This window comes from Mycobacterium sp. (assembly GCF_004298145.1).
Taxonomy (GTDB): domain Bacteria; phylum Actinomycetota; class Actinomycetes; order Mycobacteriales; family Mycobacteriaceae; genus Mycobacterium.
The window spans coordinates 1-14524 of sequence record NZ_SCRH01000005.1; the positions used below are offsets into that span (position 1 = coordinate 1).

Consider the following 14524-nt stretch of genomic DNA (forward strand, 5'->3'; position numbering starts at 1 on the left):
TGGCGCGCCCACCCACCAGGCCCCCACCCGCGGTGGCCCCATGTCCGGGCCCCACCGGTGAGCGCGCCCACTGGTGGTGGTACACACCCTTCCAACCCCAACCACCACCAACAAACAACTAGCTCGGGCAGGGCCGCGTCGAAAGTGTGCTGTGCCTTGAAGATGCAACACGTTGGGGCACCACGGGATTCGTTCACACCACCCACTGACTACCCCGTCCTGGGCATCGGGGTCGACAGCCCAACCCGCACCGCCGCCGACCTGGTAGCCCGGCACCTCCGCAGGCCCTCATCAACGCCCACAGTGACGGTGTTCACCAATTGTTGCGGGCGAGGCCGTTGTTGACAGGGTTGTCGGACGCCATTGAGGCCGCCTCAAGGTCAGGAGGCACCACCGCCAAAGAAACCGCCCGCCCCTGCAGCCATTGAACTGCAGTGGCACAAGGGATTTGATGTCACTAATTCGCCGAGCGTCACGCCGACAGTCGTCCGTCCCCGTCAGCCCGCTGTTCCGAGCATCTGCTTCCAGCCCTCGTCTCCGATATTGGCCGAATTCGCAACGGAATAGACCACACCGTCGGGACCCACGACCTTGCCGCTGCGCACGTCGTACAGCGCCGTGGGAAGCACGCTCGGGGTGTAGACGCACGGGTTCGGCTGCTGCCCATTGCATTCGACGCTGCCCGATCCCGGCCGCTGCAACGGATCGTTTTTCGGCGGCGGTGTGCCCGGCAGCTGATCGGCGGGCAGCGGGTTGAGGCCGTTGTCGACCGACGGCGCCGGGATCACCTGACCGGGTTTCACGGGTTGGTCACAACGCGCGCTCGGGGCGGGGCAGGTGAGTATCTGATCGGGGTCGCCGTACCAGGGGTTGGTGCCCAGCGGCACATAGGGTTCGGTGCCGCGGCACTCGCGCGGGGTCGCCGCCCGCTTGCCGGGAACGTCCACACACGGGTAATTGCGCGCTCCGCGAACCACATTCGTGGCTTCCATGGGGATCTTGCAATAGGTGCCGGCCGGCAGCGGAGCGGTGGTGGTATCGGCCGGAGCCCGCCACTGCGAGGCCGGCAGGAAGCCGGTCAGGCACGGCGGTGGTTGATTGAGCGAGATGGCGCCGACGCCGAGGGCGGCCTGGCCGGGAGATTGTGCGGTCACCGACTGCGCGATCGCACCCGACTGCGGCAAGAACACCAGCGCCTGCTCGACGCCGTTGTGGTAGCGCTTGAGCATGTCGATGACGACCTCGAGATTGGCCAGCACCTGCGGCAGCGAGTCCCGCACGTCGCCGAACGTGGTGTTGACCTGTGCGGCCGTCGGCGGCGCGTTGGCCAGAATGCTTCGCACCGCCTGATCGTTCTGCGCGCTCTGCGCCGCCACTGTGTTCAGGTTGGTGGCCCAACGCCTGATCGTGTCAGCGGAATCGGCCTGGCTGTCGATGATCGGTGCCGACCGCCCGATGATGTCGTCGACGTCGTCGATGCTGCCCCGCACGTCGTGGGCGATCGCCTGGGTGGCATCCACCAGGCGCCGCAGCGACGGCCCCAGCCCGCCGAGCGCCTGCGACGACTCGTACAGCAGCGACGCCACCTTGTCCTTGGGGAGCACCGCCAGTCCGCGGTTGGCGGCGTCGAGGGCGGGGCCGATCTGGCTGGGAACCGTGCTCTTGTGGATCGTCTGCCCGTTCCGCAGGTACGGGCCGCGCTTGGCGGTCGATACCAGGTCGATGTACTGCTCGCCGACCGCCGAGACCGAGTGCACGTTGGCCGACGCGTCGGCCGGTATCTGGTAGCCGGTCTCGATGCTCATCGTTGCGCGCGCGCCGCGCTCGGTCGGTTCGACGCCGGTGACCTTGCCGATGGTGATGCCCCGATAGGCGACGTTGGCCGTGCGGTACAGGCCCCCGGACTGCGGCAATTCGGCATAGAGGGTGTAGCGGCCGACGCCGACCAGGCTCGGTATCCGCAGGTAGTACCAGCCAAGGACGACGACCGCGGCCACCGCCACGCCCGTCAACAGCACCAACTGCGTTTTGATCAAGCGGGGCAGCATCTTTCATTCACCCCTCTCCACCAGCGGCCCTCCCGGGGCGTCGTTGGGGTTCGGCGTGTAGCGCACGTCCGGGATCATGGTGTCCGGATCGCGTCCCCACGACTGCTCGAGCGCCCGCAGCGCCCCGGACAATCCGGTTCCGGTCAGCATCGTGTTATCGATGGTCGACAGCGTCAGGTCGAGCGCCGCGGACACGTTGACGTAGTCCCCGCGGATCACCTGCGTAACGTCGTCGATATTGAACGGCGCTGTGAGACCCAACTTCAGCGCGCCGGCCACGAACGGGGAGGCCAGGACGAGTTGGCGCAGCGGTCGCTGTAGCGACCGCAGGTTCCGGTCGAGGTTGGGCCGGGCCCCGGTCAACGCCCGGTTGGCGGCGCTGCTGAATCGGCCCAGGGATTCGGTGGCGTCGGCGAACAGATCGCGGGTATCGGCGAAATGCTGGATCAGCGGCGGGATGTCGGTCAGGACCCGGTCCAGTGTGTCTTTGCGGTCCGCGAAGATGGCCAGGAGTTCGTTGGTCGAATCAATTGCGCGGGTGAGGTCGTCGCGCTGGCGGTTCAGTTCGGTGATGAAAGTGTCTAACCTTGCGAGGAATCCGCGAATCTGATCGGCGTGGCCATCGAGGATGTTGAGGACCTCGGTCTGGATCGCGTCGAGATTCGCGATGCCGCCGCCATTGAGGATCACCGCGACGCTCGCCAGCGTCCGTTCGACGGTGGGGTATGCCGAGGCATTATTCAGGGGGATCGTGTCGCCGCTCTTCAATTGCCGCGCGGACGGTCTCTTCGGTGCGGCCAGCTCGACATGCTGGGTGCCCAGCAGACTGGTCTGACCGATCTTGGCGGTCGCGTTTGCCGGTAGCTTCACACCCGGATCGAGATCCAGCCTCAGCGTGGCCATCCAGTTCTTCAGGGTGATGGCGCGCACCGTGCCGACCCATACGTCGGCGACCCTTACCCGGCTATTGGTGTTCAGCGCCAACGTATCCGGCACCTGCACGTAGATCGTCATGTGGTCGGCACCCGTGCCGCGGCCGACCGGCAGCGGCATGTCGGCGATACCCCGCCACTGGCAGGACGTCAACATCGCCACGGCCAGGAGGAACATCAGGCCGCGGCCCACCGCGCTCACGCCGCGCCTCAGTGCCCATCGGTTCGGCTTGCCGTTCGCGCCCACCGCGCTCACGCCGCGCCTCAGTGCGCATCGGTTCGGCTTGCCGTTCGCGCCCACTGCGCTCACGCCGCGCCTCACTGACCCGGTCCCGGCTGTGTGAGTCGCGGAAACCGCTGCGGGGGAACCGGATTCGACTCGTCGTAGGCGTTCGGCGGTCCGGGCGAATTGACCCCGGGGGGCGGGGAAGCGATGTCCTGACCACCCATGAGCTCGGTCAGCGATTCGGGAGTGAGCATCTCGGCGGTAGACGGCTGAACCTGCGTGCCCTGCATCCCGGGCGCGACCACCCAGCCCGGCTCGTGGTTGCCATGCGAAAGTGGGGTGTCGCGCGCGAAGATTCCCGGGACGGTGGTGTCCTTGTATCCCGGCGGCGGCCGCAGTCGCTCCTCGGAGTACGCGACTTCCTTGGGCAGAGTGGCCGCCGAGTTGAACAAGTTCAGGCTGCCCGGTGGGTAATTGAATTTGATGGCGTCCAGAACCGGCGACAGATACTGTGCGCACAGCTCGGCCGAGTCCTGATAGCCCAACCGGCTGCCGGCCTGAATGGCGCTGCAGATGAAATGAAGGGGGTTGGCGAAGTTGGGGAATGCGAACAGGCCCACCAGCGAGCTGTGTGCGGGTTGGTAGAGGTTGTTGAAGTTACCCGCAAAGGTGGGCAGCACGTGCAATGCGGTTTCCAGGCCGTCCCGCGGCTCGGGTTGCAGGATCGTGGTGGTCACGTCATCGAGGTTGTCGACATCGTGCGTCAGCGTGGATCCGTTGTCGTTCAAGAATTTTCGAGCCACATCTAGCACGTCATCGATGTGGGTGATGGTGTCGCTCACGTCGTGGTCGGATCTGGTGAACCAGTCGGTGAATTGGGCCAGGTTGTCGTTGAGCGCGACGAACTGTTGACTGTTCTGGTACAGCGCGGTGACGAACTGGGCCAGGCTTCGGGTGATGGCGACGAAATCCCCTCGGCCCTCGTTGAGCGCGGTCAACGCCTGCGACAAGCTGTTCAGGGTTTCGTTGACCTGCTTGCCCTTGCCAGCCAGGTTGTCCGCAGCAGATTCGATGACGTCGCCGAACGGGCCCGCCGGCTGTTGGGGTGTCGGGCCGAGCTGGCGCAAGATCCCGTTGATGGAGTCCCGCAACTGATCCCACTCCACGGGCACCTGGGTGCGTTCGATCGGGATGACGTCGCCGTCGCTGAGCACCGGGCCGCCGGTGTAAGGCGGTGACAACTGGATGGTGCGCGAGGCCACCAGGCTCGGGTTGAGAATCGATGCGGTGGCCCTGGCGGGCACCTGGTACTCGTTGTTGTAGTGCAACGTGACTCGCATCTTGTCGCCGGCCGGCTCGATCTTGTCGATCGAACCGACCCGCACGCCCATAATCTGAACTCTGTCGCCGGGGTAGAGCGCAAGGGTCTCGGAAAAATATGCGACAACGGTGGTGCTGGTCAGCCTCCGGTAGAGCTGCACCCCCGCGGCCGCCGCGATGCAGACGAGGACCACCACCAGCCCTGCGACAACCACCACCCTGGCAGACACTTTGGGCAATCTGAGGCTGCGGATATCGAAGATGGTGCTCATCGGCCGCTACCCCCTGCCCCGTCGGACGTGACGGACGGTGCCGGCGGCCGCGGGCCCGGCCCCGGCCGCGCCGGTGGCCCCGTCGGGCCCAGGTTCTCGGTACGCGCCCCCGGCGGGGCGTGCGCCGGGAGCGGCACCGGAGTGCCCGGAACGTCCGGCGGCGCCTCACCCGGCCGACCCGCGCTCGGAATGCCGGGTGTGAGCGGCGGCCCGTCGGGATTTTGCTGCGACGCCCCAACGTCCAGCGGAGCCGGAAAACCGTCGGGGACCGAGCCAAACGGGCCTTGGCCGGAAAGGGCGCAGGGCAAAGGGTTTTCGGGCCGCGGCGGGCCATCGGCAGCCGGTGTGTACGAACACGGCGATCCCGGCGCCACGGCCGGGCGCGGATGATCCGGAGTGCCCTCGGCCACCGGCGGCGCCGGCGATGGGGCACCGTTGGGCAACCGCGTGCCGTTGGGGTCGGGCCAGCGGAACGCGGGCAGCCCGGCGCTGCGCCAGAAGTTCTCCGGGTCGATGCCCCGCTTCTTGAACGCCGCGTCGACCCACGGCTGAAGGACTTGGTAGGGCACCAGATTCGCCACGATCGCCTTGAAAAACGGTCCGGAAGCCACGGCCTCGGTCAGGGACGCGGTGTACCTGCTGACCAGTACGAGCACGTCGGACAGTTCCTTCTTGCGCTTGACCAGCTCGTCGCTGACCGTGCCCAACTGCCGCAGCACCTGGTGGGCGTGGGGGTTTTCCTTGATGAAGCCGGACACCTGCGTCGACACCGCCGACACGTTGCTCAGCAGTATGCTCAGCGCCTGGCTGCGGTGCCGGAACGCGGCCAGCAGGGTGTTGGCGTTGACCAGCAACCCGTCGACCTGTTGGCTACGGTCGCCGAGTACGCGAGTGACCTTGTCGGCGTTGGCCAGCAGCTGTTTGATCTGGTCGTCGCGATTACCAATGGTGCCGGAGAATTTGGCCACACCGTCGAGGGCGGCCTTCAGATGCGGCGCGGTCTGATCGAACGTCTCCGACAAGACGTTCAGCGACCGTTTGACGACGTCGATGTTCCAGTCCGTCGCCGCCTTGGTGACATCGACGAACGCGTCGTAGATTTGGTACGGCGTGGTGGTCTGCCCCGACGGGATGATTCCGTTGGGCCGCAGCGGATCCGAACCCCGGGGCTGGATCGCCATGTTCTTGCGGCCGAGGAAGGTATCGGTGCGAATCGCGGCGCGGCTTTGCGTCCCGATGGTCTTGCCCGGCATCGAAAAGCCCACCAGGACGCGGTCGCCGCGGATCACGAGCGAACGCACCAAACCGACGTTCACCCCGGCGATTTCCACCTTGTCGCCGGCGCTGATGCCGCCGGTGTCGGCGAACTGCGCGTAGTAGGTCGGCGTGGCGAACAGCATCGGAACGCTGGTGAAGCTCTGCCCCACACCGACGGCGAGCAGCGTGACCAGAGTGCCCATCAGACCGACGCGGGTGCGGTTGAACTCCGTCAGCGTCCTCATTGCGGCGTGCACCTCCCGGTCGGCTGCCCGAAAAGCTTGACGGTGCGTACCGGGCCGCCAGGCTGTAATCCGTTGACTTTGATCGAGATGTCACACAGGTAGAAGTTGTAGAAGTCGCCGTAGATGCCGCCGGCGCGGCCGATGACGCGGAACGCGTCCGGCAGTTTGGCCAGCACGTCATCAAGCGTGGGCAGGTCGTTGATGAGCGACTGCTGGATGCCCTCGAGGTGTCCGAGGGTGCCGTGGAGTGATGGCCGGTCGTCGCTCAGCAGACCGGCCAGGGTTCCCGCCGCGTCGCTGATGTGTGCGGTGGCCGCGGCCAGCGGATCGGCCCTGTTCTTCAATCCGGTGATCAGCAGTTCCAACTTGTCGACCGTTCGATCGAACTCCTTCTCGTGCTTGACGGTCGTGGCCAGCACGGTATTCAGGTTGTTGATGACCTCGCCGATCGCCTTGTCGCGATCGGCCAGCGCCCCGGTCAGCGCCGCGGTCTGGTCGAGGATGTCGTTGATGGTGGCGCCCTGTCCCTGGAACACGGTGATGATCGACTGGGCGATGTTGTTGACCTTGTTGGGGTCCAATGCCTTGAACAGCGGCCGGAACCCGCCGATCAGTGCATCGAGATCCAACGCCGGCCGGGTGTGCTCGAGCGCGATGCGGCCGCCGGGGGCCAGCCGCCGGCCGCTCTCGCCGCGTTTGAGTTCCAGGTAGCGGTCGCCGATCAGGTTGAGGTAGCGGATCGACGCGGTCGTCGCCTGATCCAGTGGCAGTGAGCGATCGATGTTGAACTCCACCAACACCCGCGTGTCCCCGTCGGTCAAGGTCACCTTGGAGACCTTGCCGATCTCCACACCCGACGCCCGCACGAATTGCCCCGCCCGCAGCCCACTCGCGTCGGTGAACACCGCGGAGTACCCGGTGGTGCGGTCGAATCGCACCTGGCCGAACACGATGACGATCATCACGGTGAACATCGCCAACACAGACCAGAAGATGCCGAGTTTGACCGCTGTGCCAGTGACTTTCATGGGTTGATCGTGTTCTCCCCGTATTGGCGTCCCCAGACGTACTCGGTGGCCAGCGGCTGGCCTATCTCGAGGTGGTTGTAGGGCGCAAGGCTGGCGCCGGTGTCCATCACCAGATATGGGGCGGGCCACAGCTCCCGCGTGATCTTCTGCCAGCAGCCCGGCCGTCCACCGGGGCCGCCGTGCGCGTTCACGCGTGGCAAATTGTCCGGATAGACATACGGGTTGGGCGCACCGATGATCGACCCGGCGGCCGACAGCGAATAGCCGTTGCCGCCCGCCGCTTTCGCCACTTCCGGTGCGGCGTCGTGGAAGTTGCGGATCATGCAGAACAGTTCGGGGCTGTAGATGTCGAGCAGATCAGCGGTGGGGACCAGATCGGCGGCCCCGCGCACCAGGTACGGCCCGCCCCGAGCGAAAATGTCCTCGCCGCGCTGACCCACGCCCACCGCCGCCAACAGCGCGGCGTCCAGGTCGCTCTGTTGGCGGGTCAGCGTGCGCGCGGTGGTCACCGCGTTGCGCAGAAAACCCCACAGGTCGGGTGCGGCCTTGGTGTAGACATCGGCCAGGTCCGCCAACCGCCGCACGTCATACCGGATCTGCGGCAGCCGTGGATTCACCTGCGCCAGAATCTCGTTCCCGTTGACGATCGACTCACCGAACTTGCCTCCCAGCCCGTCCAGCGCCTGTGCCAGCGCGGACAGCGTGGCGTTGAGTTCGATCGGATCCACTTTCTCGGCTATCGAGTTGACCGTCTCGAACAACGTGTTGAATTCGGTGGTCACCGACCGCGCATCGATCACGTCATGGGGCGAAATACGCCGCCGCGAAGGCCTTTCCGGCGCGATCGGTGATGTCAGTGACACGTACTTGTTGCCGAACAGGGTGGCCGCCTCGATGTTGGCCACCACATTGGCCGGAATCAGCTTGATGTAGCGCGGGTCCACATCCAACATCAGCTCGGCTGCCGGCGCTCCGTCACGCTCGATCTCCGCGATGCCGCCCACCCGGCCGATCTCCACCCCGTTGTAGGTGACTTTGGATCCCGGCTCCATCACCAGGCCCGCCCGCGTGGCGACCATCGTGAGCTCGGTCTTGGGCGTGAAATCCCCCCGAAACTGCAGATACACCAGCATCAACACCAGCCCGCAGACCAACAGCAACAGCACACCCTCGACGTACACCCACGCGCGTCGGGTCTTCCGCGTCACCGGCGTCGTCACGGCGGCTACACCGTGAGATTGAAATTCGGGTCGACGCCGTAGAGCGCCAACTGGGCCAGCAGGACCACCACCACCACCGAGACCAACGAGAACCGCATCGATCGACCGACTGCCTGGCCGACACCGACCGGTCCGCCGCTGGCGGTGTAGCCGTAGTAGCAATGGGTGATCATCACCACCACCGCGATGATGACGACCTCCAGCACCGACCAGCCCACGTCCTCGGGCCGCAGAAAGGTGCGGAAGTAGTGCTCGTAGGTGCCGTTCGATTGTCCATAGAACACGGTCGTCACGACCTGACCCGAGGTGAACGCCATGTCCAGCGCCAGGGCGTACAACGGCATGATCACCGCCAGCCCGCCCAGGATCCGCGTGGAGACCAGAAACGAAATCGATTTGATGCCCATGACTTCCAGTGCGTCGATCTCCTCGCTGATCCGCATGGCGCCCAACTGTGCGGTGGCGCCTGCCCCGACGGTGGCGGCCAGCGTGACGCCGGCGACGATGGGCGCGGCGATGCGTGTGTTGGCCAGTGCGGCAAAGAATCCGGTGAAGGCCTCGACGCCGATGTTGCCCAGCGACGCGAAGCCCTGGATGGCGATCAGCGAACCTCCGGACAGCGTCACGAATCCGATGATCGCGACCGTGCCGCCGACGACGGCCATCGCGCCTGTGCCCATGCCGATCTCGGCGACGAGCCGCAACGTCTCGCGCCGGTAGCGGCGTAACGCCCACCCGATCTGCCCGACGCTGATCCGGGCGAACCGCGCGAAAATACCGATCTGCCAGAGCCTTCGGGCGGTACCGCCGCCATACCGGTTCAGGTTGGCTGCCGTCCGCGGGTAGCGGGCACGCAGCGCACCGGGCGCCGATATCGCCGTCATGTCAGCGCCCCGTCCCGAATCGCACGCCGATCGTCGTCAGTACCACGTTGACCGCGAACAGCGCGATCACGCACAACACCAGCGTCTCGTTGACGGCGGTGCCGACGCCCTTGGGGCCGCCCTTCGTGGTCAGCCCGCGATAGCAGCCGACGAGGCCGGCGATCGTTCCGAAGGTGGCCGACTTGACGACCGAAATGATCACCTCCGGTAAACCGGTGATCAAGGTGAGGGTGCCGACGTAGGCGCCGGCCGAGATGTGTTGGATGAAAACACCGAACACGAATCCGCCGACCAGGCCGATGGTTATCACCGCACCGTTGAGCAGGGTGGCGACGATGGTCGCGGCGACGACGCGGGGTACCACCAGGCGGTGGATCGGGTCGATGCCGAGCACCTCCATCGCGTCGATCTCCTCGCGGATGGTGCGCGCGCCCAGGTCGGCGCAGATCGCCGTGGATCCGGCGCCGGCGATCACCAGCACGGTGGTCAGCGGGCCCAGTTGCGTGACCGCGCCCAATGCCGCGCCGGCGCCCGAGATGTCGGCGGCGCCGAACTCCGCCAGCAGGATGTTGAGCGTGAAGATGATCAGCACGGTCAGCGGGATCGCGACCGCGAGGGTCGGCAGCAACGAGACGCTGGTGATGAACCAGCCCTGCTCGATCGTCTCCCGCCATTGGAAGGGCCGCCGAAACAGCGCTTTACCGGTCAGCACGCAGGTCCGGAAAAAGCCGCCGATCGCGTCGACCCCGGGCTGGATCTGGCCACGAAGATAGGTGGTGATCACGGTGTGGGTGCTCACCACCGTTGCGCCCAACGATCGAGCGCGGCCAGCATCGTGGAGTTGGCGAGTTCGAGTACGTTGTGGGCGGCTTTCCTCGCTTCGGCCGCATCGCCGGCGCAGATGGCCTCGGCCAGTTCCCGGTACGTGTCCGTCCGGTTGACCTCGGCATTCATCGCGGCGGCCAGGACAGCCAGAGCCCGCTCATACGCGGCACGAAAAGGGTTGTACATCAACCGGAATACGATCGACCCGGAGCTGTCCACCAGGTGATCCCAGAACCCGAGGGTGACGCGCTGCCATTCGACCGGGTCTTCGGAGTCCTCGAGGCCGCGCAGCGAATCTTCAAGCAATGCAGCCAGCTCGGGGTCGTGTTGTTCGGCTGCTAGTTCCGCGACCTTCGGACCGATACGCAGACGGGCCTCGAGGATGCTGCGGAAAACGCTCGCGTCCAATTCGCCGTTGCGAAATAACAACTGGGGCAGCAGATCAAGGCCGGCGTGCCGCCGGAAATCGCGCACGGTGGTGACGCCGCCCTGGCGCACCTCGACCAGGCTGGCCGCCGAGAGCCGCTTGAGCGCCTCGCGGACAGCGGGCCGGGATACCCCGAAAACCGCTGCCAGCCGGCGCTCGCTGGGCAACGCCGCACCCGGCTGCATCTCGCCGCTGAGTACATCGGTCGCGATTTGGTCGAAAACCGCTTCGGGCACCGATCGGCGGATTACGGGCTGCAGCGCCATGCGGCCAGTGTGGCTGGCCGACGGCCAGTCAGGTGGTCAGACCACCGGCGTGTCGCAGATCTTTCCGGAGCGGCTACTATCCCGTCCGCTGCGCCGCCACAAACAAATTCCCCGGCACGTAGTCCCGAACCTCGATCGGCGCAGCGCGCCCATAACCGGCCATCAATTCGTCGGACGGTGTCACCGTCACGTCCCAGCCGTGCCGGCCGAACCACTCGCCGACGTCCTCGCGTTCCTCGAAATACCAGAGCTCGTCGGTCCGCGGAACCTCGCGATCCGGATCCGTGTTGGCCATCAGCACCCGGATCCGGTCCGTCCGCTCCCGGCGCTTGGCGCGAAACTCGGGGTCGAGGAACTTGGGCCCAAGCGCCTCCACGGCGACCCGACTGCCGGCGGCGGTGAGCTCCTGGATGCGGTCGAACAGCAACTCCTGGGCCGCGGCCGGCAGATAGGGCATCAACCCCTCAGCCGACCACACGCTCGGCGCGGAGGCATCAAAACCCGCCTGCCGCAACGCTTCCGGCCAATCCTGGCGCAGGTCCACCGCAACCGGGACGCGGTGACAGGCGGGCTGTGCCCCGTGCTCGGCCAGTGTCGACGCCTTGAAGTCCAGCACCCGGGGCTGGTCGAGCTCGTAGACCGTCGTCCCCGCCGGCCAGGACAACCGCCACGACCGCGCATCCAAACCCGCGGCCAGGATCACAGCCTGGCGAATGCCCGCGCCGGTGGCCTCGAGGAAGAACGTGTCGAAAAACGCCGTGCGCGAGGCCATGTAGCCGACCATCGACTGCATCTGTAGCGGCAAGGTCGGTTCGGCCTCGACGACCTCGTCGGGCAGCTGGCCCGCGGTGTGCCAGTTCCACACGCCGTCGCCGGCGGCGTCGAGGAAAACCTGGGCGAAGGGATCGCTGATCAACGGGTTTTCGCCGCGCGTCTCGGCGGCGCGGGCCGAGGCCACACCCAGCGCGGTCGCACCCACACTTTCGGTGATCTCCCAGCTGTCGTTCTCGGTCCTGGCCACGCGCACGTCCTTCCACTTCGCTAGCACGGCTACCTACCCGACCCTACGCGGGCCGGATGGGTGGGAACTGTCAACGAACCGGGTATTCAAGTTAACTTGTCGGCGAGCCCATCAGCAGGGCGAGAGCGCGGTGTCAGCGATACCGGGCGGATCCGAAGGATCGTTGATACATGCGAGTTGACGGGCGCGACATCACCGTTTCCGGCAGCCTGCTGCAACCGCTGACCCGGCGGACCAACGACATCCTGCGGCTGGTCCTGGCCGCACTCTTCCTGGCGCTGGTGATCACGGGTTCGGTGATCACCCGCCCGCAGTGGATCGCGCTGGAAAAGTCCGTCTCGCAGATCGTCGGCGTCTTGTCGCCCACCCAGTCCGATGTGGTGTACCTGGTGTACGGGTTGGCGATCGTCGCGCTGCCATTCATGATCCTCATCGGATTGATCGTCGCCGGGCAGTGGAAACTGCTGGGCGCGTACGCGGCCGCGGGGTTGGGCGCCATCGTTCTGTTGTCGATCAGCGGCACCGGCCTGGCGGCGCCCCGATGGCACTTCGACGTCCTCGACCGGCTGAGCACGCTGCCGGCGCAGCTACTCGACGACCCACGGTGGATCGGGATGCTGGCGGCGGTGCTGACGGTGTCGGGGCCCTGGCTGCCGGCGCGCTGGCGGCACTGGTGGTGGGCGCTGCTGCTGGCCTTCGTGCCCATCCACCTCGTGATCAGTGCGGTCGTTCCGGCGCGATCGCTGGTGGGTCTGGCGGTCGGTTGGCTGGTCGGGGCGCTGGTGGTGCTGGTCGTCGGCACTCCCGCGCTCGAGGTGCCGCTGGACGCCGCGGTGCGCGCCATGGCCAAAGCCGGCGTTGTGGTGTCGCGGCTCACCGTGGTTCGGCCGGCCGGGCGCGGCCCGCTCATTCTTTCGGCCGACGGTGAGGATTCCGGACAGCGGGCGCTGATCGAGTTGTACGGCCCGCATCAACGCAGCGGCGGCGCGCTGCGCCAGCTCTGGGGGAAGCTGAAGCTGCGCGACGCCGAGACCGCTCCCCTGGTGACGTCCATGCGCCGCGCGGTGGAGCATCGCGCGTTGATGGCGATCGCCATCGGTGACGCCGGGCTGGCCAACACCGCAACGGTCGCCCTCGCCCCGCTGGATCGGGGATGGATGCTGCACTCGCACAAGCCTGCTCGCGGCACACCCATCGACCACTGTGCGGCGACGACACCCGTTCACCGACTGTGGGAATCGCTGCGAATCCTCAACGACCGTCAGATCGCCCACGGCGACTTACGCAGGCAGCACATCACGGTCGACGACGGTGCGGTGTTATTCGGCAGCTTCGGCAGCGCGGAATACGGCGCGACCGACGCCCAGCTTCAGTCGGATATCGCGCAGCTGCTGGTGACCACCGCGGCGCTGTATGACCCGAAGTCGGCGGTGCGGGCCGCGATCGACGTGTTCGGGCCGGACACCATTTTGTCCGCCTCCCGTCGGCTCACCAAAGTCGCTGTGCCGAGGTTCATTCGGCGGTCGGTGCCGGACTCCGGCGCCGTCATCTCCGGTACGCGCGCGGAGGTGAAGCGCCAAACCGGCGCCGATCAGATCAAGCCTCAGACCATCACCCGCTTCACCCGCAGCCAGTTGATTCAGCTGGTGCTCTTCGGTGCGCTGGTCTATGTCGCATATCCCTTCATCAGCACGGCGCCGACGTTCTTCTCCGAACTGAAGACGGCGAACTGGTCGTGGGCGCTGCTGGGCTTGCTGGTGTCGGCGCTGACCTACGTCGGCGCGGCCGCCGCGTTGTGGGCCTGCGCCGACGGCATGGTGAGCTTCTGGACGCTGTCAATCGCGCAGGTGGCCAACACTTTTGCCGCGACCACCACCCCCGCCGGCGTCGGTGGGCTGGCGCTGTCCACCCGGTTCCTGCAGAAGAGCGGCTTGTCGGCGATGCGCGCGACCGCGGCGGTGGCGCTGCAGCAGTCGGTACAGGTGATCGCGCATCTCGCGCTGCTGGTCTTGTTCAGCGCCGTCGCCGGCGCCTCGATGAATCTCTCGCATTTCGTGCCGAGCGCGACATTGCTGTATCTGATCGCGGGTGTGGCACTGGGCATCATCGGCACATTCTTGTTCGTGCCCACGCTGCGCAGGTGGCTGTCCACCGAGGTGCGCCCGAAGCTGAACGAGGTCGTCAGCGACCTGGTGAGGCTCGCCCTCGAGCCGCGCCGGCTGGCCCTGATCCTGATGGGCTGTGCGGGCACCACCCTGGGCGCGGCGCTGGCGCTGTGGGCCAGCATCGAGGCTTTCGGCGGCGGCACGACATTCGTCGCCGTCACCGTGGTCACCATGGTCGGTGGGACGCTGGCGTCGGCCGCCCCGACTCCCGGCGGCGTCGGTGCCGTCGAGGCGGCGCTGATCGGTGGCCTGGCCGCCTTCGGCGTGCCGGCCGCCGTCGGTGTGCCGTCGGTGCTGCTGTATCGGATGCTGACCTGCTGGCTACCGGTATTCGTGGGGTGGCCGGTGATGCGGTGGTTGACCACCCACGAGATGATCTGAGTGACCC

Annotated in this window: 12 protein-coding genes; 2 read left to right on the forward strand and 10 right to left on the reverse strand. The window is 66.6% G+C overall.

All coding sequences use genetic code 11. The features are described 5' to 3' along the window. Positions 1 to 122 (forward strand): hypothetical protein (locus tag EPN51_RS01015; RefSeq protein WP_293035417.1); only part of this gene is annotated, 122 nt, incomplete at its 5' end. Between the two features lie 375 nt (positions 123 to 497). On the opposite strand, the gene EPN51_RS01020 is transcribed toward EPN51_RS01015, so the two are convergent. From EPN51_RS01020 to EPN51_RS01065, 10 genes are all read right to left on the reverse strand, one after another. Then, positions 498 to 2048, reverse strand: a complete 1551-nt coding sequence (locus EPN51_RS01020) for an MlaD family protein (RefSeq protein WP_293035078.1) — start codon at positions 2046 to 2048, stop codon at positions 498 to 500. A gap of 3 nt (positions 2049 to 2051) precedes the next feature. Further along, positions 2052 to 3182 carry a virulence factor Mce family protein gene (locus EPN51_RS01025; protein ID WP_293035419.1) on the reverse strand — a complete coding sequence of 377 codons (1131 nt, stop codon included), beginning with the start codon at positions 3180 to 3182 and terminating at the stop codon, positions 2052 to 2054. Positions 3183 to 3298: 116 nt separating this feature from the next. Continuing rightward, a complete protein-coding gene (locus EPN51_RS01030; RefSeq protein WP_293035080.1) occupies positions 3299 to 4798 on the reverse strand; it encodes a virulence factor Mce family protein in 1500 nt (499 codons plus the stop codon). Beyond that, positions 4795 to 6300 carry an MCE family protein gene (locus EPN51_RS01035; protein WP_293035082.1) on the reverse strand — a complete coding sequence of 502 codons (1506 nt, stop codon included), beginning with the start codon at positions 6298 to 6300 and terminating at the stop codon, positions 4795 to 4797. Before EPN51_RS01035 ends, EPN51_RS01030 begins: the two co-directional genes overlap by 4 nt. After that, complete coding sequence (locus EPN51_RS01040; protein WP_293035084.1) at positions 6297 to 7328, reverse strand: virulence factor Mce family protein; 1032 nt, start codon at positions 7326 to 7328, stop codon at positions 6297 to 6299. The genes EPN51_RS01035 and EPN51_RS01040 overlap by 4 nt, the downstream gene beginning before the upstream one ends. After that, complete coding sequence (locus EPN51_RS01045; protein ID WP_293035086.1) at positions 7325 to 8548, reverse strand: MCE family protein; 1224 nt, start codon at positions 8546 to 8548, stop codon at positions 7325 to 7327. The genes EPN51_RS01040 and EPN51_RS01045 overlap by 4 nt, the downstream gene beginning before the upstream one ends. Positions 8549 to 8553: 5 nt before the next feature. After that, positions 8554 to 9432, reverse strand: coding sequence for an ABC transporter permease (locus tag EPN51_RS01050; RefSeq protein WP_293035088.1), 879 nt, complete (start codon positions 9430 to 9432; stop codon positions 8554 to 8556). Position 9433: 1 nt separating this feature from the next. After that, a complete protein-coding gene (locus tag EPN51_RS01055) occupies positions 9434 to 10231 on the reverse strand; it encodes an ABC transporter permease (RefSeq protein WP_293035090.1) in 798 nt (265 codons plus the stop codon). Beyond that, entirely contained in the window at positions 10228 to 10950 is a 723-nt protein-coding gene (locus EPN51_RS01060) for a FadR/GntR family transcriptional regulator (RefSeq protein WP_293035092.1), read from the reverse strand. The genes EPN51_RS01055 and EPN51_RS01060 overlap by 4 nt, the downstream gene beginning before the upstream one ends. A 76-nt stretch (positions 10951 to 11026) precedes the next feature. Then, complete coding sequence (locus tag EPN51_RS01065) at positions 11027 to 11971, reverse strand: class I SAM-dependent methyltransferase (RefSeq protein WP_293035094.1); 945 nt, start codon at positions 11969 to 11971, stop codon at positions 11027 to 11029. Positions 11972 to 12141: 170 nt separating this feature from the next. Between EPN51_RS01065 and EPN51_RS01070 the strand changes: the two genes are divergently transcribed. Further along, positions 12142 to 14517: a lysylphosphatidylglycerol synthase transmembrane domain-containing protein gene (locus tag EPN51_RS01070; protein WP_293035096.1), complete on the forward strand. Its 2376-nt coding sequence runs from the start codon at positions 12142 to 12144 to the stop codon at positions 14515 to 14517. The last annotated feature ends 7 nt before the right edge of the window (positions 14518 to 14524 follow it).